Annotated in this window: 14 protein-coding genes and 7 pseudogenes; 9 read left to right on the top strand and 12 right to left on the bottom strand. The window is 69.6% G+C overall.

Features of this window, described 5'->3' with window-relative positions:
- Positions 1-84 (top strand): annotated as a pseudogene (locus tag ABTX62_RS16290) (IS5/IS1182 family transposase); the annotation flags it as partial.
- A gap of 10 nt (positions 85-94) precedes the next feature.
- Here the strand turns inward: ABTX62_RS16290 and ABTX62_RS16295 are convergent.
- From ABTX62_RS16295 to ABTX62_RS16305, 3 genes and pseudogenes are all read right to left on the bottom strand, one after another.
- Positions 95-705, bottom strand: a pseudogene (locus tag ABTX62_RS16295) (transposase).
- Positions 702-1,115, bottom strand: a complete 414-nt coding sequence (locus ABTX62_RS16300; RefSeq protein ID WP_352116874.1) for a transposase — start codon at positions 1,113-1,115, stop codon at positions 702-704. Before ABTX62_RS16300 ends, ABTX62_RS16295 begins: the two are co-directional and overlap by 4 nt.
- Positions 1,116-1,314: 199 nt before the next feature.
- The gene (locus tag ABTX62_RS16305; protein ID WP_352116781.1) at positions 1,315-1,902 is read right to left on the bottom strand and encodes a peptidase inhibitor family I36 protein; all 588 of its coding nucleotides are present in this window, start codon (positions 1,900-1,902) and stop codon (positions 1,315-1,317) included.
- Between the two features lie 433 nt (positions 1,903-2,335).
- Between ABTX62_RS16305 and ABTX62_RS16310 the strand changes: the two genes are divergently transcribed.
- Both ABTX62_RS16310 and ABTX62_RS16315 read left to right on the top strand, forming a co-directional pair.
- Complete coding sequence (locus tag ABTX62_RS16310) at positions 2,336-5,980, top strand: nSTAND1 domain-containing NTPase (protein ID WP_352116782.1); 3,645 nt, start codon at positions 2,336-2,338, stop codon at positions 5,978-5,980.
- Positions 5,981-6,312: 332 nt separating this feature from the next.
- Positions 6,313-7,146, top strand: a complete 834-nt coding sequence (locus ABTX62_RS16315) for an IS630 family transposase (RefSeq protein ID WP_502997966.1) — start codon at positions 6,313-6,315, stop codon at positions 7,144-7,146.
- On the opposite strand, the pseudogene ABTX62_RS16320 reads toward ABTX62_RS16315, so the two are convergent.
- Positions 7,080-7,322, bottom strand: a pseudogene (locus tag ABTX62_RS16320) (hypothetical protein); the annotation flags it as partial. The gene ABTX62_RS16315 and the pseudogene ABTX62_RS16320 overlap by 67 nt on opposite strands.
- A 114-nt stretch (positions 7,323-7,436) precedes the next feature.
- Here ABTX62_RS16320 and ABTX62_RS16325 point away from each other — a divergent pair.
- A pseudogene (locus ABTX62_RS16325) lies at positions 7,437-8,282 on the top strand (phosphatase PAP2 family protein); the annotation flags it as partial.
- Between the two features lie 355 nt (positions 8,283-8,637).
- Here the strand turns inward: ABTX62_RS16325 and ABTX62_RS16330 are convergent.
- Positions 8,638-9,495 carry a class I SAM-dependent DNA methyltransferase gene (locus ABTX62_RS16330; RefSeq protein ID WP_352116785.1) on the bottom strand — a complete coding sequence of 286 codons (858 nt, stop codon included), beginning with the start codon at positions 9,493-9,495 and terminating at the stop codon, positions 8,638-8,640.
- A gap of 429 nt (positions 9,496-9,924) precedes the next feature.
- Between ABTX62_RS16330 and ABTX62_RS16335 the strand changes: the two genes are divergently transcribed.
- Both ABTX62_RS16335 and ABTX62_RS16340 read left to right on the top strand, forming a co-directional pair.
- Positions 9,925-10,194: a DDE-type integrase/transposase/recombinase gene (locus ABTX62_RS16335; RefSeq protein WP_352116786.1), complete on the top strand. Its 270-nt coding sequence runs from the start codon at positions 9,925-9,927 to the stop codon at positions 10,192-10,194.
- Between the two features lie 61 nt (positions 10,195-10,255).
- Positions 10,256-10,468 carry an integrase core domain-containing protein gene (locus tag ABTX62_RS16340; protein ID WP_352116787.1) on the top strand — a complete coding sequence of 71 codons (213 nt, stop codon included), beginning with the start codon at positions 10,256-10,258 and terminating at the stop codon, positions 10,466-10,468.
- Positions 10,469-10,908: 440 nt separating this feature from the next.
- Here the strand turns inward: ABTX62_RS16340 and ABTX62_RS16345 are convergent, their stop codons facing one another.
- Positions 10,909-11,619: an HAD family hydrolase gene (locus ABTX62_RS16345; RefSeq protein WP_352116788.1), complete on the bottom strand. Its 711-nt coding sequence runs from the start codon at positions 11,617-11,619 to the stop codon at positions 10,909-10,911.
- Positions 11,620-12,013: 394 nt separating this feature from the next.
- On the opposite strand from ABTX62_RS16345, the gene ABTX62_RS16350 reads away from it, so the two are divergent.
- On the top strand, positions 12,014-12,601 hold the full coding sequence (locus ABTX62_RS16350; protein WP_352116789.1) for a ScbR family autoregulator-binding transcription factor: 588 nt from the start codon (positions 12,014-12,016) through the stop codon (positions 12,599-12,601).
- A gap of 785 nt (positions 12,602-13,386) precedes the next feature.
- Here the strand turns inward: ABTX62_RS16350 and ABTX62_RS16355 are convergent.
- From ABTX62_RS16355 to ABTX62_RS16380, 5 genes and pseudogenes are all read right to left on the bottom strand, one after another.
- Positions 13,387-13,728: pseudogene (locus tag ABTX62_RS16355) on the bottom strand (transposase); the annotation flags it as partial.
- A 217-nt stretch (positions 13,729-13,945) separates the two neighbouring features.
- On the bottom strand, positions 13,946-14,656 hold the full coding sequence (locus tag ABTX62_RS16360; protein WP_352116790.1) for a GntR family transcriptional regulator: 711 nt from the start codon (positions 14,654-14,656) through the stop codon (positions 13,946-13,948).
- A 113-nt stretch (positions 14,657-14,769) separates the two neighbouring features.
- Complete coding sequence (locus tag ABTX62_RS16365; protein WP_352116791.1) at positions 14,770-14,913, bottom strand: hypothetical protein; 144 nt, start codon at positions 14,911-14,913, stop codon at positions 14,770-14,772.
- Positions 14,914-15,057: 144 nt separating this feature from the next.
- Positions 15,058-15,342 carry a proline racemase family protein gene (locus ABTX62_RS37915; protein ID WP_502997962.1) on the bottom strand — a complete coding sequence of 95 codons (285 nt, stop codon included), beginning with the start codon at positions 15,340-15,342 and terminating at the stop codon, positions 15,058-15,060.
- Positions 15,343-15,896: 554 nt separating this feature from the next.
- The gene (locus ABTX62_RS16380; protein WP_352116792.1) at positions 15,897-18,248 is read right to left on the bottom strand and encodes a collagenase; all 2,352 of its coding nucleotides are present in this window, start codon (positions 18,246-18,248) and stop codon (positions 15,897-15,899) included.
- Positions 18,249-18,631: 383 nt separating this feature from the next.
- Between ABTX62_RS16380 and ABTX62_RS16385 the strand changes: the two are divergent.
- A pseudogene (locus ABTX62_RS16385) lies at positions 18,632-18,850 on the top strand (M24 family metallopeptidase); the annotation flags it as partial.
- Positions 18,851-19,124: 274 nt separating this feature from the next.
- Positions 19,125-19,444, top strand: a pseudogene (locus ABTX62_RS16390) (DUF6191 domain-containing protein).
- Positions 19,445-19,614: 170 nt separating this feature from the next.
- On the opposite strand, the gene ABTX62_RS16395 reads toward ABTX62_RS16390, so the two are convergent.
- Positions 19,615-20,103: a GNAT family N-acetyltransferase gene (locus ABTX62_RS16395; protein WP_352116793.1), complete on the bottom strand. Its 489-nt coding sequence runs from the start codon at positions 20,101-20,103 to the stop codon at positions 19,615-19,617.
- Between the last annotated feature and the right edge of the window lie 485 nt (positions 20,104-20,588).

The raw sequence follows: 20,588 nt of genomic DNA on the forward strand, positions 1-20,588 counted from the left end.
CAGATCTTCCGCAGATCCCGCATCAGCCCGAACCGCATGACCGTCATCGCCAAAGCCGTCCTCACCCTGGAGAGGCAACGCTGAAAACGCTCACTCAACCGTAGGGCCGCAGCCTGCCAAACTCCGCAACTCCGCTCAGTGTCGGCGTACACGTGAACGTGCATAGCCGCGTACGGATGAACGTGCAGGGTTCTTGATGTGTTGAGGAACGATGCTCGGCACTCTGCTGCCTGTTGTTGAGGTTGCAGAGAGGGGTGGGCTGTCCTGAAGCTTCCCCTTGATGTTGGACACCTGGAGACTGGGACGTGAGGTTCCAGAGGAAGTAGTCGCGGGCCAGACGGCGTGAGTGCATCAGCCAAGCGAACGTCCGCTCCACCAGCCACCGTTTCGGCAGCACCACGAAGCCCGCGGCCCGGTCGCTGCGTCTGACGACCTGCAGGGTGAGGGCGAACAGGTCGCGGGCGATGTCGACCAGCCGGCCGGTGTAGCCGCCGTCCGCCCAGACCAGGGTGATCCGCCAGTGCCGTTCCCGTAGCCGGGCCAGGAGGATCTTCACCGCGTCCCGGTCGGTGACCGAGGCGGCGGTGACCATCACCGTCAGCAGGAGTCCGAGGCGTCGACGACGATGTGCCTCTTGCGGCCGTTGATCTTCTTCCCGCCGTCGAAGCCCCGGCTTGCCGCCGACACCGACGCGGCCCCCTTCACCGACTGCGCGTCGATGACACCGGCGCTCGGCTCCGTGTCCCGGCCGGCCGCCTGGCGGACCCGGTCGCGCAGCCGGTCGTGGAACTCGGCGAGCAGACCGGTGTCACGCCAGCGGCGGAAGAACGCGTAGACGCGGTCCCAGGCGGGGAAGTCCGCAGGCTCGCCCGCCAGGCGATCCCGCCCGCGACGAGGTAGCGCACCGCGTCGAGCATCTCCCGGTGGCAGAACCCCTCCGGCCGCCCGCCGCGGCCCGCCAGCCAGGGCGGGACCGGCATCGTATCCCGGACCACACCCCACTCGGCGTCCGACATGTCCGAGGGGTAACCCGGCCGCCTGTACGGACGATCCGCGGCGTTCCCGAACCGGTGAGCGAGACAGTCACACTCCAGAGGCGCCGAGTTGGACTCCATCGGCACCGGCACGGAGAACTGCAGCACCAGGGGCCTCCTGTTGCTCTATATGGATTCGACACCCACGAGCTGTGCAGGAGACCCCCTCCCATGCGCGGCCGACCCGAAGATCACCCGACCGAGCCGACCCCCTCGAACTCACGCCCACCACGAGCGATACAGCGACGGCTACTCAGATGATTGGGCTACCGGCAAGGGCTCAGCAGACGTCGACTATGTCGATCATGTTGTCCCAGGGGGTGTTCGCGAGGCTGTCCTCCGTGTGGTACGCCGTGCTGCCGAACTTGTAAACCTTACGGCCCTCCCAGTTGTAGAACCGAGCCACCGTGCCGGTGGTCTGATTGTTCTTGTACGAGGTGAGGGTGTCGTTGTTGAAGGCGTAGTCGTTCAGGTCGATGTCTTCGCACCTGGTAAACGACGCCTTGTTGCCGGTCCAGTTGGCACCAGTCCACAGGCACAGATACTTGTAGGAGCAGCTGGTGTCGGCCGCCGCGCCGGGCACGGCCATCGTGATGATCGCGCTGCCGTCCTTCGCCCGGATCTCGTTGTACCTCACCTGTTCCGCCGGAACCTTGATGTCCGCCAATTGGGCGTCCACCCGGTCCTGCAGCTGGGCCGCCTGGCGGGCCGAAAGGCCCACCGCTTTCGCCTCCGCCGCGTACTTCGACTCGGCCGACTGCGTGGCCCGGTCTGGAGCGGCCGCAGCGGCGCTGCCGGCTCCGAGTGTCAGCGCCATGCCACACAGCAGGGCTGAGGCGCGCTTCGTGATCTGGGATCGGACATTCATGGGGTTTCCTCCGTCGGTGGGTTTCGCTTCATGAGCAGCTTTGGGCGCCATCAGACAGCCTCCGGCGACTGATGCGGTCGGCCCTGACTCCCCTTGGGCTGAACGGCGGGACAGCAGGATTCGCAAGGCCGCGTGGGGCGCGGCCAAGTGCAGTGCGGTCAGGGGCGGATGGGTTGTTCCGCTGCGGAACCGGAGGCATACCCGCCTTCACAGCAGCAGCCCCGTTGGTTGATCAGACGGCGAACAAGACGTCTGCCCCTTATGGCGGCACCCCTCGGTACCGCTCACACACCGATTCCAGCGGCTGGCTGATTGATTGGCAGGGCTGTTCCGGCGGCCAATCAATGGCCGGGTGTGACGTTTCGGGTCGGGTTGAGGGGTGCATAGGTGAGGCGTCTGGTCCGGTGTGGGATGGCTGGCGAGGGGGACGGGTATGGCGGGGCGTCGTGAGGTGCCGGTGGATCCGGGGGCGGGTCCGGTGCAGCGGTTCGCGTTCGAGTTGCGCAAGCTGCGGACGGAGGCGGGCGGGATGACGTACCGGGCGATGGCCGAGCGGGCCGGCTACTCGGGCACGACCCTGTCGCAGGCGGCGGCGGGCGAGCGGCTGCCCACGCTGGCGGTGACCTTGGCCTACGTGGCGGCGTGCGGGGGCAATGCGGGCGAGTGGGAAGCCCGGTGGAAGCAGATCGTGGACGACGCCGCCGCGGTCGGCGCGGAGGAGGTGGGCGGTGAGGGGGCGGATGCGCCCTATCGAGGGCTCGCCCGGTTCGAGCCGGGCGACAGCGGACTTTTCTTCGGCCGGGACCGGCTCACTACCGACCTGCTAGATCTGCTGCGGCGCCGGCGGTTCGCCGCGGTTTTCGGTCCGTCCGGCAGCGGCAAGTCCTCCCTGCTGCGCGCGGGCCTGATCCCCACCCTCCAGCACTCCCAGGAACCCGGCTTGCGGCCGGCCGTGATCCAGATCCTGACGCCCGGCGACCACCCCGCACGCGCCCACGCCCCTCTCCTCGACGCGAGCAGACCCGGCGACGGCGGCACGGATACGTTCGTGATCGTCGACCAGTTCGAGGAGGTCTACACCCTCTGCCACGACATCGCGGAACGTACCCGCTTCATCGACCTTCTGCTTGCCGCCCGGCAGCCGACAAGCCGGTTACGGGTGTTGATCGCGGTCCGTGCCGACTTCTACGGCCGCTGCGCCGAACACCACGGTCTGGCCGACGCACTGCGCGATGCCAATTTGCTGGTCAGTCCGATGAGCCCGGCCGAGCTGCGCGAGGCCATCGTGAAGCCGGCCACGGCCACCGGACTGACTGTGGAACGCGCGCTGACCGCCCGCGTCATCCGGGACGTCGCCGATGAGTCCGGCGGCCTGCCCCTGATGTCGCACGCGCTGCTGGAGACCTGGCGAAGACGCAGAGGAAGAGTACTCACTGAAGCCGCGTACGACGCCGTCGGCGGGGTGAGCGGTGCCATCGCCCGAACCGCAGAGCGCCTCTACACTCGACTTTCTCCCGAACAGGCCGCTGTCGCCCGCGATCTGCTGCTGCGTCTCATCACCCCCGGTGAAGGAGCCCAGGACACCCGTCGCCCCGCTCTCCGCACCGAACTGGCCGCAAGCACCGGTGGGGATGCTGCCCTGGTTCTGGAACGACTGGCCCGCGCCCGCCTGGTCACCCTCGATGACGACACCGTTGACCTCGCCCACGAAGCCCTGATCACTGCATGGCCGCGACTGCGTATGTGGATCGAGACCGACCGCGAACTACTGCGCGCACACCGGCGTCTGACCAATACGGCCGGGGAGTGGGCGGAGCACGGCAGGGACGACGGGGTGCTCTACCGCGGAGTACGGCTGGCCGAGTGGGACGACCGGGACACCGGCCGGCTCAATGATCTCGAACACGAGTTCCTGGCGGCGAGCCGCGACCGCGCACAGGCCGAGCGGGCGGCGGTGAGGCGCCGTGTGCGGCTGACCGTGAGTGGGCTCACGGCGGCGGTGGTCGCACTGACCGTCCTCGCGGGCGTCGCGTTTGTACAGGCCCGGCGGGCGGAGGCCGGGCAGGCGCTCGCGTTCTCCCGGCAACTCGTCGCGAGCGCGCGTGGCCAGGCGCAGCTCGACCCCGAGCTGGGCCTGTTGCTGGCTACCAGTGCCTACCGGACCAGTGCCACCGACGAGACCGAGGCGGCACTGCGCCAAGCCGTCTTCGAGTCACGGGTGAGGGCCGTGCTCGCCAGCCACGACGGGCAGGTCCTCGGGGTCTCGTTCAGTCCGGACGGCCGGTACCTCGCCACCAGCGGCGGCGACGGCGCGATACGGGTGTGGCGGTACGGCACGACGCTGCGAGACCCAGTGGTGCTGCGCGGCCGTGACGGCGAGGTGTGGACGCCGGTGTTCAGCCCGGACGGCACCCGGATCACGGCAGCCGGCGAGGACGGCACAGTCTCGGTATGGAAGTGGGCAAGCGGCGCCGAGCCGGTGATCCTGCGAGGGCACACGGCACAGGTGTGGAGCGCCACGTTCAGCCCGGACGGCCGCAAAGTCGCCAGCGCCGGTGACGATGGCACCGTACGGATCTGGAACGCCACGGGGAGAGGCGAACCGGTCGTGCTGCGCGGCCACGACGGGCGGGCACTCGGCGTCTCGTTCAGCCCCGACGGACGCCGCCTCGCCAGCAGCGGCGGCGACGGAACGGTACGCGTCTGGGACGTCGGGAGTCGGCGGACGACCGTGGTGCTGCGCGGGCACGGCAATTCCGTGGAGGCGGTCGCCTTCAGCCCCGACGGACAGCGCATAGCCACCGCGAGCACCGACGGGACCGCGCGCCTGTGGGACCCCGACGCCCCCGCCGAGTCGGTCGTGCTCGGCAGCCACGACGGCACGGCAGAGGGCATCGGCTTCAGCCGGGACGGCGCCCGGGTCGCCAGCACGGGCAACGACGGCACCGTGCGGATCTGGAACGTGCATCACCGCGCCGCACCGCTGATCCTGCGCGGGCATCGCGGCACCGTGACCGCGGTCGCGTTCGCCGCCGACGGACGGCGCCTGGTGAGCGCCAGCGAGGACGGCACCGTCCGGATCTGGGAGGCGGCCCCAACGGGCAGCGACAGCGTCCTGACCGGTCACGACGGGCCGGTGTGGGCGACGGTGCCCAGCCGGGACGGCCGTCGGCTGGCCAGCGCCGGCGCTGACGGGACCGTGCGCGTCTGGCGGACCGGGAGCACCGCCCCGCCGACCGTGCTGCGCGGGCACGACGGCGAGGTCCTCGGGGTGGCATTCAGCCCGGATGGCCGCCAGGTGGCCGGAACCGGCGACGACGGGACCACACGGATCTGGCCGGTGGACAACGCGACGAAACCCGTCGTACTGCGCGGCCACGACGGGCCGGTGTGGACCGCGGAGTTCAGCCCCGACGGACGCCGGCTGGTCACCGGCGGCAGCGACGGCACCGTCCGGATCTGGCGCACCACTCCGGGCGCGGAACCCTTGGTGGTCGACACCGGCCAGGACAAAGTGCGGTACGTCGCCTACAGCCCCGACGGGCGACGCGTGGCCGCGGCCGGTCTGGACGGCACCATCCACGTCCTGGACCCCGCCACCGGCAAGGATCTGAAGGTCCTCCGTGGTCACAAAGGCCTGGTATGGACGGTGGCGTTCAGCCCCGACGGACGGCACCTCGTCAGCGGCGGCAACGACGGATCGGCCAGGCTGTGGGATCTCACCAAGCCCGGCAGACCGCGGGTACTGAACGGACATCAGGGAGTGGTGTGGAGTGTGTCGTTCGGTCCCGACGGCCGTCGGGTGGTGACCAGCGGCAACGACGCGACCACCCGGATCTGGAGCACCACCGACAACAGCCCGCCCGTGGTCCTGCACGGATTCGGCGCCTCTGTGGAGAACACGAACGTCCTGCCCGGCAATCGGTTCGTCAGCTCGCACGACGACGGCACCGTACGCGTCTGGACATGCCTGCCCTGCGAACCGATTGACGAGGTCCTGCGGCGTTCCCGGGACGGCATCACCCGTGGACTGACCCAGGAGGAACGGGCCGGTTACCTCAACGAGTCAGCCGGATGAGTCGGCTCTGGCGGGCCGTGGCCGACGGCGAGTGAGCCGTGCACCTCGGACTCCTCGCCCGTTGCCAGCCCCTCGACGGCGGTCACGGCGTTCCTGTGGTCCGGCCCGCCGCGAATACGAGAACCCGGTCAACACGCTCGCGCCGATCGGACATGATCGTTCTCGGCGCCAATGGCTGTTCCGCAGTCCCGAGGCCGGAGGGGGCATGAGGGAGAAGCCGGTCCGAGGGAGCGCGGGCGTACAGCAAAGAGGCCGGCTCCCCGCTCTGCGGGTACCGGCCCGCGGTGGACATCTGGTGGGCGAAGTGGCTGGCCGGTGGGCGTGAGGCGCTGATGGCCCAGCCGCGCGGGCGTGGGGTCGGCGAGCATCAGGTCCTCGACGTAGTGGAGCAGCAGGCGGTCCGGCAGGCTGTACTGGATCACCGTCCCTGTGACCTGGGGCTGGCCGGGCAGCTGTGGACGCGTGCCGGTGTGGGCGATCTGATCGCGAAGCCGTACCGGGTGCGGCTGACCGAGCAGGGGGTGGGCAAGTACCTGCGCCGGTGGGGCATGTCCTTCCAGCGCCCGGACAAGCGGGCCGTCGGGCGGAACCCGGAAGCGGTCCGCGTCTGGCGGGAGGAGACCTGGCCGGCGATCCACGCGCAGGCGAAGGCCGAGGGCGCCGAGGTTCTCTTCGCCGACCAGGTCGGTATCCGTTCCGACCAGGTCACCGGCCGGACCTGGGGCGCCAAGGGATGCACCCCGGTCGTGTGCCGCACGGGCAACCGGTTCTCGGTGAACGCGATGTCCGCGATCAGCACGAAGGGCCGGATGCACTTCATGGTGTTCACCGAGACCTTCGACGCCGACGTCATGTGCCGCTTCCTGGACCGGCTCGCGGACCACTTCGACCGCAAGGTGCACCTCGTCGTGGACGGCCACTGCGCGCACCGCTCCCGCAAGGTCCGCGCCTGGCTCGCCGATCGCCCCGACCGGATCGAGCTGCATTTCCTGCCGTCGTACTCGCCGGAGCTGAACCCCGACGAACTGGTCAACGCCGACCTCAAACGGAGCCTGCCGATGCACAGCCGGGCCCACGACCGGGCCCAACTCGCCACCGAGCGGCGGCGCAGCGCACTCGCGTACCGCTGCCCGAACTTGGTGCACCAGCGGCGCACCGTCTCGTAGGAGACGACGATCCCGCGCTCGACCATGAGCTCCTCGACCTCGCGGAAGCTGAGCGGGAAGCGGTAGTGCAGCCACACACAGTGGGAGATGACCTCGACCGGATTCCGGTGCCCCTTGTACGACAGCGACGCGCTCCCACGAACGACCCTTCCCAGGCTGGTCAACCAGAAGATCATCCCGCCGGTCAGCCAACGTGACAGTGCCCGATGAAGGCCGGACCGCGCCCGCTTCCACCCAAGTGAACCAGCACGCACAGATAGCAAGCCCTTACGAACTGTAACTTCGTTGGTGTGGGTACCGAACGACCGCTCACCCGCCTGGACCGGCTGTTCGCCAGGCTGGACCGCGAGCCAGAGCGGCCGGCGCACATCGATGTGCCGACAGTGAGCCCGCACCACATCGTGCTGCTCGCCGCCATCATGCTCTTCTACCTGGCGATTGTCTGGGCTGTGCTGACCACGTCCTGGCTGGTGAAACTGGACTGGCAACTGATGTTCTTCCGCCCGTACCAGCAGTGGCCGCGGATGCACGCCTTCGCCGACCACTTCGTGGTGCTCGGCCAGCGCGGCCCCACCGCGGTGCTGGTCGCTGCGTGGCTGGGCTGGCGTTCGTGGCGACAGCGCACCCTCCGCCCGCTGCTGGCGCTCGCTGTCTCGCTTCTGCTGCTGAACATCACAGTCGGCTCCGCCAAGATCGGCATGGGTCGTCTCGGTCCGCACTACGCGACCGTCATCGGCTCGAACGAGATGGGCCTGGGCGGCGACATTTTCCCCAGCGGCCATACAGCCAACGCCGTGGTGACCTGGGGCATCCTGGCCTACCTGGCTTCCACTGCGACAGCGCGGCGCTGGCTGTCCGCAGTCTCGGCCGGCATGGCACTGAGTGTCGGCCTGACCACCGTCTACCTCGGTACGCACTGGCTCAGCGACGTCCTGCTCGGCTGGGCGGCGGGGCTTTTGATCCTGCTGGCGTTGCCGTGGTTCGAGCCGCTGATCGAACGCGCCGATGTGTGGAGCCTCGGTCGGCGCGACCAGCTGCGAGCGCGGTCGCGTGCCTGGGAAGGCCACGGCGCGCCCGCCCCCGCCACGGCAGGATCGCCTGTAGTCCTGGGACATCTCCCAGCCGCGGAAGAGGCGTTTGGGCGCACTCCATGATGCCGCCGGCGGCCCACGCGCCTCTTGTGCCGGCCCCGGTGTGTGCTCGCGTTCTGGTCGCAACGCGCGTCGGTCACCGCGGTCGGCAGCCTGCGTGGCGCGCCGGTGTGGTGGCCCGCTCCGGGCCAGGCCGCTGACCGGTGCGCCACGCAGCAACGGGACGGTGTGCAGCACTCCCCTCGGTCACAGTGCGGAAGGCGCTCCTCCTGGTCAGCGAGCCGGGCCATCGCCATCAGCAGGCGTGCCGTATCGGTCCATGCGGCATCTTGTCACTGCGGCGACGCAAGCTTCCCTGACCGACGGATTTCTCGCCGTAGCGGTCTGACCCGCGACGGCATCACGCCGGCCGGGTGCGTGCCGGCGGCTGGTGCTGGGGCAGTCCGTCGTGGTGGCCGGGGCCCGGCAGCGGGGAGCGGCTCACCCGGATCTTCGACTGGCCGTGGGGCCGCTGTTCCCAGTCCTCCATGAAACACGCGTACAGGCCGTGCTTACGGGCCAGGTCCAGGAGGGTCTCGGCGCGGTAGTAGAAGTCCTCCCGCAGCACGTGGTGTTCAGCACCTTCGGTGCGGTCGAAGGTGAAGTCGAAGAACCCCTTCTCGGTCAGGACGCGGCCGACGTTGGCCAGGCACTCCTCGATCATGTCCAGCGGTGAGTGGGAGAACACGCTGTGCGCGTGCACGACGTCGAAACGGTCACCGGGGAGGAAGTCCAGCGTGAGGTCGCCGGTGATGGTCAGGTGCGGCAGCTTGCCCTGGAGCCCCCGCTCGACGAGCGTCTTCTTGGCTGCGATCAGGATGTCCGGCGAGATGTCGATGCCGTAGTAGTTCCCCGGTTCGAGGTAATCGATGAAGCGCCAGCCGCCGCGCAGGTTGCCGCACCCGATGTCGAGCATCCGCTTGCCGGGGGTCAGCCCGTGCTCGATCAGGTAGTCGAACTGCATCTGCCCCAGGACCAGCCAGCGCTCGCGGGTCTGGCTCCCGACCGCTGCCTCCGGGTTGCGGCGGGTGTCGCAGGCCATCACCGCACGGTAGTAGCCGACGTGGTCGGGATGCTTCCAGCGCAACCAGACATCCCGCGCAGCACGGTGCAGATACGGGACGACGCGACCGGGGTGGGCGAGAGCGTAGCCAACCTTGTGCGTGAGAGCGGAGCGGTTGCTGCGTAGCTTCTCCGGCGACTTCGCGTCCTGGGGCATGGCGGTGACCTCCGTACGGGAGGCGCCCCGTCGCGGGGAGCGGCCTCCTAAGACGAAAAAACATGAGGGCGACAGGCCAAGCATTACCAGCACACCGGTCCGTCCCCTGGGCCGACGCGACACGCGCAGCATGCGCGCCACAGCCGCCACGGGGCCGCGGCAATCTTCCAGCCCGCTTGCTGCTTGCGGATTGCCACACACCTGAGCACTGCCGGCCGAACGTCGCGAGCCCACCCTCGAACAAGATCTCCCCAGCGCACTCCCCTTGACCGCATTTGACGGATATCACCCATAAGACGGGTAAAGGCGCCATCAAAGCAGAGGAGACAGGAACCGGAATCGCCCCTCAAGGCTGCTATGTCGTGTCAACCCGCTTGAGCGAGTTCTTCGACGTTGCCGAGTCGTTTCCGGTCGGCGCGCTCAAGGATCTTGAATATCTGGCGGCACACCACCCCCTTACGGTTGCGGCCCGACCTCGTCGTCCGGGACTTCCAGCCCGCCCCCGCCGGCCTGGATGCCCGCTGGTGCGGCGACATCACCTACATCGCCACGGAGGAGGGCTGGCTCTATCTGGCCACCGTCATCGACATCGCCTCCCGTCGTGTGGTCGGCTGGGCGACGGCCGACCACTTGCGAACCGATCTGGTTGCCGATGCCTCACGGCCGCCTGCCGCAAGCGCCGTCCCACCCGGCCGGTGATCTTTCACTCGGATCGTGGCTGCCAGGCGGTTTCAACCGGTCGTCGCAACACCAGCCAGCAATGCGCCGTGTGGCAGACCAGTTGGGGGTGCGCCTGTCCGTCGGCCGCACCGGACAGTGCTGGGACAACGCACTCGCCGAGTCGTTCTTCGCCGCCATCGAGAGGGAGCTGCTCAGTACCATCTCCTGGCCCACCCGGGCCGCTGCCCGCACCGCGATCTTCGACGACCGCACAAGGCGGGAGAGCCAACGTGCGTTGATGCGGATGCAATAACGGTCGACCAGCTCGAGACGTGGTCGAAAAGGGGAGCCGGGCTTCATGCACGGTTCGCTCATCCCAGGCGAGGGCGAGCTGCAGCGTCAGCTCGTCCAGGGACCAGACGCGGCCGTCTCGGTGCGGCGCATGGAGCACAAACCCAGTTCATGGACTTGGTCGGGGTGTGCACGCAGTTCACCGTCATCGCCGGAAGGATCGTGCGGTCTGCGGGGTGGTTCCACGCCGCTGTCTCTCTGGGGCGTCGGCTCAGGCTCTTCGGCGTGGCCGGGATCGGTGCCGACGGTGGCGTGGGGTGAGCGGCGCGGCGGACAGGGCTCGTGTCGCTGGGGAACGGCGTTCGACGTCTCGCCTCAGTGGTACGGGAGCTGGTCTGAATCCGCTTTCTGCCGTACTGCGGGGAGTGCGGGCGTCTGGTGCTGCCGGACCTTGGCGGCTTGTCAGGGCCCTTGCGTCTCCCGTGGGCTGTCGAGGGCGTCGGCCCAGGCCAGCAGTTCGGGAGTGTCCAGCGCCGGTAACCACAGGTCGGCCCGGGAGGCACCGTCGCCCTGCGGCAGGGGACCGACGCCCAGGACCCGCAGCCCGGCCCGGCGGGCCGCTTCCACACCGGTCAGGGAGTCCTCCACCGCCAGCGCCCGGTGCGGGGGGACACCGCAGAGCCGGGCCGCCACGGCGTACACGTCAGGGTGCGGCTTGGGGCGCACCCGGTCCCCGGTGTCGGGGACGACGAGGTGCTCGAAGTGGGTGAGCAGCCCGGCCCGTCCCAGACTGCCTTCGATCACCACCCTCGGGCAGTTGCTGGCCACCGCCAGCGGCAACCGGCCGGAGAGCAGCCGAACCAGTCGGACCGCACCCGGCATCGTCACCGGTTCGTCGGTGACGAGTGCCAGGAAGTGATCGAGAAGCGCGGCCGTCAGGTCCTCGGTCAGTTCGGGCTTGTGGACGGACTGCGCCATGAGCCGGCCGCAGTCCTCGTAGTGCAGGCCCAGGGCCTGCTCCGCGAACCCGGGAGGTGGCTGGAGTCCGTGCTCCCGGAAGGCACGGCTGCGGGCCTCCCGCCAATGGCGTTCGCTGTCCATCAGAGTGCCGTCGCAGTCGAAGACGACGGCTTCGGGCGACCAGTCGAGCAGATCGTGGTCCGAGGTGGTCATGGGGCCTCCCACGCGTTCGCAGGCACGCATGCGGCATTTCCCGGCGGCCTGCAGGAAACGGAAAGATAGTTTCCGCTATGTTATTTCCGTCCAGGCAAATCGGGCAATCACCCTTCCTGGTGACTCGACGGGCACCAGAATCAGGCCTACGGCCGTGCGGCGGCGATACCTGTTAAGCAGCCACCCCGACCGTCAACCCCCTTGAACCGCAGGCCCGTTGTCACGCACGCCTGACCGCGCGTCACCCGAGCGCCCCGTGTCCGTTACCACTCGCGCGTGTTCGCATTCGAAAGAACTGCGTAATTGCTATAGAAAGGCCCGTATGAGCTCCGGGCGTACGCTGGCGCACTAAATTCGTACCCGGCGTGCGAACAGAGCGAGGGCGGACGGGGCATTGCAGGAACGGGCGAGGGCAACCCGCAGATCACTGCTGGAGGCGGCTGCCCAACTGTTCGCTGAACAGGGGTACGCGGCCACCAGTGTCAACGACATAGGCGCCAGGTCCGGACGGACCAGCGGCGCGGTCTACTTCCACTACGACGGCAAGGAGGGCATCGCCGTCGCTGTCGTCGAGGACCGGTTCGCCACCTGGTCCCAGCTCGCCGCGCGCTACGGAGACGAGACGGTCCCTCCACTCGAACGGCTCGTCGCCCTCAGTTACGACATAGCCCATGCCCTCACCCGGGATCCCGTGACGCGTGCCGGTGCCCGTCTGTGGGCTGAGCGCACCGTCATCAAGGCCCCCGTCCCCGACCCCTTCGCGCTGTGGACCACCGCCGCCACGCGGCTGCTCGCGCAGGCCCGGCTGGCAGGGCAGCTCAACGAGCACATCCGCCCCGCCCGCACGGCCCGGACCCTGGTACGCGCGTTCTTCGGCCTGTGCACCCTCACCGAGGTCCTCGAGGGTACGACGGTCCTCGACGACCGCCTGACCGACTGGTGGCACCTGACCCTGCCCTCCCTCCGGCCGCAATCGTCCTGACTGCCCGGGACACCAACGCCCACCAACCGGCCGGCCTGGCTGCTGACTGTCAACAGATGGCACTCGGTCCGGTGCACCCAAGGCGCCCCGGGCCGGTCCCCGGGCCGGTCGCCGGGCCGGGGAGAAGCGGTCCACCAGCACGGACACAGAAGGCCACAAGACGAAGACCGTCGAGGTCAAGCCGTCCGTTCCGCCCGCGCACTGACCTGACGAAGGTGCCGGAGAAGAAGGGCACCGTGTGAGTAGCTGCTGGAAGCGGTGTGTGCGCTGATCGTGGGAATCCTCGTTGCGCTGCTTGTATGGGGTACCGGCCCTGGCGCCGTGCGGGTGGCGTGGCGGAAGGGCGAGCTGAGCGGTGTGACGTTCGTGCTCGTGGCGGCGTGTGCGCTGTGGCGGGTGCTGGGGCGCAGGCGTACCGGGAGGGCGCGGCCGGCTTGCATGGCCGCTTGTGGTGCTGCTGTGCGGTACGGCTGTCGCGCTGGTCGTGGCGGCCATGGCCGGTTGACCGGCGCACGCAGGCAGGTGGGGCTTCCCGTTCTTGTGGGCGGGGAGCCCCGCTGGCGTTTTCGGCTGGGGCTGTTAACGATCTGTCAGGAGGGGCGAGGGATCCATGCGGCACGGCTGCGGTGTCGCCGGCCTGGTCCGATCCCGGGGCCCCACGCCTGCGATTACAAGGCCGCCCGGAATCGACCCCTGACGCGAGGCCAGAAACTGTCCAGCACGGCCACTGGCGACCGTCCGGGCACCCGTCGGGGACGGCTTTGCCCACCTAAGACCGTGTCCTGCGTGGTGAGGCGGATGAGTCGCTTGTAGCAGCACAGGGCGGCTGCCAGACCGGGAAAGGCCAGGTAGTTGCGGGGATCACGCTCATAGCGTGGGCTGAGCCTTCGGTAATCGGCCAGCCACGACATCGTGCGCTCGATCACCCACCTGCGGCGGCCCAACCGTTCACTGGACTCGATGCCTTTGCGGGCGATCCGGACTCCGATGCGCTTGCTGTGTAACCATTTCCGCAGGTCCGGGCGGTCGTAAGCCTTGTCCGCATGTAGGCGCTGGGGCTTGAAGTAGCGGCCGCGGTGGGGGTCGTGTCTCGTTTGGTGACCCGCCACCATGGGCTCGAGCCGTTCCTCGTTGTACCACGCGACCCACTGGAAGATCGCCCGCTCGACCTGGTCGAAGTCCCGCCACGGCCCCTGCATGGGACGATGTCCCCGGTGAGGATCCGTCCGTGCCCGGAGCTGCCGACGCGGACGGCGTCGACGTACTGGCAGTGTTCGAGGAAGAGCGTCTGGCCCCGCACCACGCGGCGATGCCAGGCCAGCCGGAGGTTCAGCGGCGGGTGGTTCAGCGGCGGACGCCCAAGGTGCGCTTCGGGCGCGGCTCCACGGGTTCGTCCCGCGCCTGGGCCCACAGCGAACGCACATGGCCGAGGTGGCGGCTCATGCACGCCTCCGCCGCCGCCGCATTTCCCGCCACCATCAGGTCGAGCAGTTCCAGGTGCTCCTCGGCGGAGGCCACCAGCATGCCGCGCCCGTCCAGGCCGGTGAGCCCGTACAGGCGGGAGCGCTTGCGCAGATCGCCCACGGTCTCGACCAGCCGGTCGTTCCCGGCGAGTCCGAGCAGGGAGAGGTGGAAGCGCCGGTCGGCCTCCAGGTACCCGATCAGGTCGTGTTCGCGCGCCCGGGTCACGATCTCCTCCGCGACGGGGCGCAGCTGCTCCAGCGCCTCGCTCGGGGCGGTACGGGTCACCCGGCCGACCGTCGGCACCTCGATCAGGGCGCGCAGTTCGGTGTACTGGTCCAGGTCCCGTTCGCTCACCTCGGTGATCCGGAACCCCTTGTTGCGGACCGGTTCGACCAGCCCCTCGCGGGCGAGGTCCAGCATCGCCTCGCGCACCGGTGTGGCGGAGATGCCGAAGTCCGCGGCGAGGCCGGGCGCCGAGTAGACCTGACCGGGGCGCAGTTCACCGGCGATCAGGGCCGCACGCAACGCGTGGGCGACCTGGTCGCGCAGCCGCTCCTGCGCCGTGATCAGATTGCGCTTCAGGTCGCCCATGGTCGTTCCTCCGAGGATCCGCGGAGGCCAAGCGTACAATGTCACGTTGCGCAACCCTCTCCCCGTCCGGCGATGGGACAGGACCAGTGGGTCCGGCCGACGGCCGGGGCCGGTCACGGCAGGAAGCCGTGCGTCGGCTCGTCGTCCGGATCGAGGACGAAGCGGTGCCCCCCTTTCCGGTACGCGCTCCCCGTGTCGTCGATGGCCGCCTCCTCCCTCGTGCGCGCCACCACGCGGCCCGTGAAGACCCTGCCCACGACGGACTCGTGGCGCAGGGTGCCGTGCGGGCCGTGCGTGCCGTCCTCGGCGAAAGGGCGAGCCTGGGCCGTCGTGGACGATGCGGAACGGTTCGCCCGCCGTGTGGTAGTCGATGGTCCGGACCTGGAGCATGGAGCGGCCGGTCACAGCAGGACGCCTGCGGGGAAGGGGCCGGACAGGTCCAGGACGTACGGGGCGGTGCCGGTGATCCACGCCCGGCCGGCGACGGTGGGCAGGGCCGCCGGGCGGCTGCCGACCGTCGTCTCGGCGATCGGCTGCCCAGTGAACTGCGGGCAGGAGAGCAGTGGGACCGCACGCCGCTTCCGCGGCCGGCGGGTGGTGCTCCTGCCTCCCGGTGCACGACTCGTTGGCGAACTCCCGGCCCGGGTGGGTCGCCATGGCCTGCCGCGTCGACGCCGGCGCGGCACTGGCCCTCCGCGAAGGTGCGCAGGGCGGTGAGGGCGGCCTCGTCGGTTGCGACGACGAGACCGCCCTTAGGGGTCCTTTCACTATGCCCGTCCGGGTCGCGTGGTCTGGCACCGCACCTCGCCGCGTTGCCGAAACGCCCCAGTAGCTCCGCTACGAGGGCTTCCCGGCGCCTTGCGATGCACGGCACCAGACCACGTGCCCTGATCGGACGCTCATAGTGAAAGGACCCCTTAGGCTCGTACTGGCTCTCCTGTGGGAGTCCGTCCACGAGTGCACGCCGCAGCCGGGTCGACAGCAGCGCGAGGTCGAGCTCGTGCCCCGCCTCCTTGTCGCCAGACGAGGAGATTGCCTTCCCCGGCGCCGCCGGTGCCGCCCGAGCCGGGGCTGCGGTCGACGACGGCGACGGGGAGGCCGGAGCGGCTCACCCAGGAGGCGCAGGCCGCCCCGTCGGCGTCGGCTCCGGCCGCGACGGCGTCCAGGACGTGCCTCTTGGCCACCGCGGCAACATGTCACATTTCGTTCGGGTGAAGGAGCGGGGACTTTCCGGGTGGCCTCAACTCCGCAGCGGGCCTTCGCAGGTGTACGGGGCGGTGCCGCCCCGCCCGTCGCTCCAGATCACCACCTCGCCGAAGGAACAGTTCATGTCGGCGAGGTTGTTGGAGGCGGCGCCGGCCCGGTCGAGGATGAAGCCGTCCACCGTCTCGGACATGTCCTTGAAGATCAGGTCGGGGCTGGCCGCGTCGGTGAGCCGCGCCGTGATGCGACCGGTGCACACGAAGCGCCGCCTGCCGGAGTCGCCGTTCTCGGCGCACGACGGGTCCAGGTACGTCGCCGAGGCGAACGAGACCCGCACGGCGTCCAGGGACGCGTCCCGCAGCTGGTCGTTGGGCGTGTAGGTGACGTTCGGCACGAAGAGGTCGTCCACCTTGGCGATCTGCGCGTCCAGGAAGGCGTCGTAGCCCCGCTGGAGCGTCGCGTCCCCGCCCAGCCGGGTGCGCCAGGCGTCGAACGCGGCCGGGTCATTGGCCCGCAGATGCCGGTACATCTCCCGGAGCAGCGCGGGCCGCTCGGTCCACAAGTACTCGAAGAAGGTGCCCGCATAGCTGTAGAAGCGGAAGCCGTCGCCGTCGTACGTGGCGTGCAGCAGCTGGTTCACGGTCATGCGGGGGCTGCCGTCGGCCGTGTCGTCGATGACCGACCGGACCAGGGACTTGCGCACGGCAACACCGTCGTCGCGTGTCGCCCCGTCGAAGAACTCGGCGGTCCCCTCGTCCATGGCGGTGGTGCGGTCGCCCTGGTACCACGAGCCCTCACCGAAGTAGCCGGGCACGGCGAAGCGGCCATTGAGGTAGTGCACGTACTCGTGGCGGAACAGCTCCTCCAGCGTGAGCGAGGAGTCCTGCGGCACGCGGCGCTGGTAGGTGTAGAAGGTGGCGCCGCGCTCGACGTAGATGCCGCCGTTGTCGGTGCCCATGCCGGTGAGGAGGGGGTGGTAGTTCTCGTAGTCGGCGCGTGAGGCGTACAGCACGACGGTGAGAACGGCATTGGCGTCCCCGGTGAGCGGCTGTTCGGAGCCGAGCACCCGGTGGAACTGCGCCCTGACCTGCTTGCTCGCGTAGTAGAGCTGGTCGACGGTGGCGCGGTCCAGTCCGGTGCGGACGCGGATCGCTCCCCTGTCGTAGGTGTACGTGTGGGGGAAGACGATGCGCTCGATGTCCTCCTTGCACACGGCGTACTGCGTGCACGCCTCGTAGAAGTTCAGCCACGAGACGATCTTCGCCCACGGTGCGCTGCCGCGGCTCCAGTTGGTCTGCGTGGCGGGGAGCACGCTGCTTCCGAGGTCGCGCACGAGCGCGGCGCGCAGGGTGTCGATCTGGCCGAAGCGCCCGTACTCGCCGAGGGCGTCGCGGACGACCCACTCGTTGGGCGTGCCCTTGAGGTGGGTGTGTCCGGCGAAGGCCTTGAAGGCGGCGCGGTACGCATCGTCCCGGGCCGCCAGGGTGTGGAAGGCGGTGTCGCGGTTGCCCGGGTAGATGCCGAGGTAGTTGACGGACAGCGCGGCGAGGGCCGCACCGCCCCAGGCCGGGTCCGCGTAGGTCGTGGTGTGGTACCGGTCCATGGTGGCCAGCACCTTCTTGATGAGGCCGAGCTGGCTGTGCCGCAGCCCGGGGGCACTGCCGGCGTGCAGCGCCTCGCGCAGTGTCTCCGCGTTGGTGCGCGTGGCGTCGAAGGTGCGTGCGGCGGTGCCGAAGTAGTGGACGGCCCGGCGGACGGCCTCGGTGGTGGGGGGGTCGGTGATGTCGATCTCGTCGCGGCTGAAGTCGTGGTAGGCCACCGCGTGGAGATAGGTGAACGTCTCCAGCAGGTGCGTGCCGTTGCGCCCGTCGTGGGTGGCCGCCAGCCTGACGGCGCGGTTGCTGACCGCTTGGACGTGCGCGTCCGTCATGACCCGGGCGAGGCGGGCGTCCCACTTCCAGATCAGGCCGGACAGACAGCCGTCGGCGGTGACGGCCGGGTCGGCGAGGAAGTCGGCGAGCCGCTCGGGCCCGAGGCCGCTGATGCCGTCGAGCGTGCACGGCACGCCCGCGGTGGTGTGCGGCGTGGTGGTTCGCGCGGCCGCCTTCCCGGAGGCGGTCTGCTGCCGGCCCGGTATCCGGCCCTCGGCCCGCTCGCCGGGGGCGGGGGCGGGCTGTACGGCCCGGCGCGGCGCGCGGGCCAGCCGCTCGACCTCGTCGTGGGCAGTCGCGGGGGCCGCGGCCGGCTGCGCGGCACGGAAGGTGGGCGGGACGGCCGGCGCGTCGTGCGCGGCCTGGGCGGCCTGGGCGGCCGGCGCCGTCGTGGCGAGAAGCGCCGCCGACACGGCTGCGGCGAGGAGGGAAGCACGCGCAGATCTGTGCTGGAACACCAGGGGCTCCCGAGGGTGGGGGTGACTGGAGGGTGGCTCGGCGGTGGCCGATGCACGGCGAACGGCGGTGCGGAGCAGGCCGGTTGAACTGTGCTCGCAGCCCGCGATGTGACCAGTAACATAGTAATGTGAAATTGCACTGGCAAGCCCTGTGCAGCTTCCATGTGAGTGAGCGTCAAGTCGCTTCCGCTCCCGCCGATTCCAGGAGCCAGTGATGCCCTCCTCTCGCGCACCCCTCACCATCGGAAGTCACGACCGCGCCGTTTCCGCCGAGTTGGCGGCATCCATGCGGGAAGGCTGGGCGCCGACCCCGCTGCCCGACGACGTCCGGGTCGCCGCCCACACCGTCACCCCCGGCCGCCGGGCCCGGCTCTCCGCCCTGCCTCGACGGTGTCCTGGCCGAAGGCCAGGTCCTCACCGTCGAGCCCGGCCTCTACCTCCAGCCGGACGACGAGACGCTGCCGCCGGAGCTGCGGGGCATCGGCGTGCGCATCGAGGACGACCTCGTCATCACCGCGAACGGCCCCCGGCTGATGTCGGGCGCGCCACCGCGGACGGCGGAAGGGATCGAAGAGTGGATGGGAACGCTGCTGGACGGCTGACCCCCTGCACTCCCAGGATCGATCACCGCGCCACGCGAAGGGGGCCGCACCCCTCACATGCCAGCGCGTGCGATGGTCGATCCGGTGCGTTGCATGAGGGAGCACCACCCTCCGCCTCGCTCGGGGCGCGGCACATCCGCCCGAACCGGACAGCACCTGGCTGCGCCGAAGCCCCGATGGTCACCCGGCGTCACACGCACTTCCACCGTGCCACAAGAGCATCATTCTGCGAGAACCCCTGAACGTCATCGCCTCCGCTCTGGATACTGATGGCATGGAATTTGCCGTCTTCGTGACCTTGCCGGGACTGGTCATCCTGCTGACGTCGTGGCGTTCGTAGATCAGCTGCTTCTCCGTGCGGGGCGGGCCGGTCTGCTTCCATGGCGGAACAGCGTCCGGCAGGGCCAGGTATCAGCGACCGGGTTTGAGCAGCTCCATGCGAGCTTCTCGCCCGGGAAGCAGAACGAACTCAAGGAGCGTCGGTCGGCACTGGTAATGCGGGACGACGAGGAAGACGGGGCACCACGGAACCGAACGAAGATAGATCTGGAAGCGGGAACCGCGATTTTCCGGATGCCGCAAGCCAATCAGTAGCAAGGCCCTCATCGCGGTCGCGCCTTCAAGAACGCAGCGTCGCCTCCGCCCTGACGCAGGCGTCCGCCAGGGCGGAGGCGAGGGCACGCACAGAGCGCGCGGCGGACAGCGACTCCTGCAAGCCGGCCACCATGCAGGCGAAGCTGGTGCCCCGCCAGGCGGCACGCCCTTCATCCCGAAGGAATGCGAAACTCGAATTCGGGACGGTCCCACGGCACGGCGGGCGGGTTCGCGAGCGCGGTCCCGATCCGCACCGCACCTGCGCGGTGATAGAAGCCCTCGGCGGGAAGATGCGACACGACCTTGACACGGTCGAGCCCGGCGGCACGGGCCTCGGACTGCATGTGCGCCACGAGCAGCCGTCCAATACCCCGCCCTTGCACTTCGTCGGCGACGAACAGCAGGTCGAGCTCCGGCGGAACGAGGACCAGCGAGTAGAACCCGAGGACCCGGCCTCCGTGCTCGTCGGCGCCGACGGCCACAAAAGCGCGGTGGGCCTCGATGTAATCAGGACCGACCCGGTAGCCCGCGACTGCGGCTGCGTACTTACCCTCGTAGGCACTTGAGCCACGCACGAGCCGTGTGAGCCGTTTGGCATCCCCCGCGACGGCCCTCCGTATCGTGATCGGCCGACTGATCGACGAAGTGCGTGAACTCATCGGGAGAGTATTTCGCACCGGGGAGTGCCTTCGTGCGGCGGGTCGGCTGCCCGGGCAAGTTTCCTCACCGCTCCCGGGAACCGCCTGCCCGGCCCCGATCGACCAAGTCCCTGCCACCGCACCGGCCGCCTGACGACAGCAACCGGGACGCCCGAACCGCTGCGGAGGAGCCGGAGAACGGGTGGTCAACCGCTGCTTCCCCTAAGCCTGCCGCAGCGAGGGCCAGCCTGTGCGGGACGGCTTCAGGCCGGCCTCGTGAGCCGCATCAGGAGACGCCGGATTCCGCGCCTGCAAACGGGGATGTTTCCTGGTTGATCGCACCAGGTCCCCGGGGGCGTGCGTGGCGCATCGGCCGTGTGACGCGTGCCGTCGCCGTGTCCTTGCTTCGGGTGGCTCCCGAGAGGACAACCGAGTGCAACGGCGCCCGCGCCGGCGTCGTAACCCACCTGTGGGGAAACGGTCCTCAGGGTACGTCGCCTTCCGTG

Origin of the sequence: Streptomyces sp. NPDC096046 (assembly GCF_040303285.1) — a bacterium.
Taxonomy (GTDB): domain Bacteria; phylum Actinomycetota; class Actinomycetes; order Streptomycetales; family Streptomycetaceae; genus Streptomyces.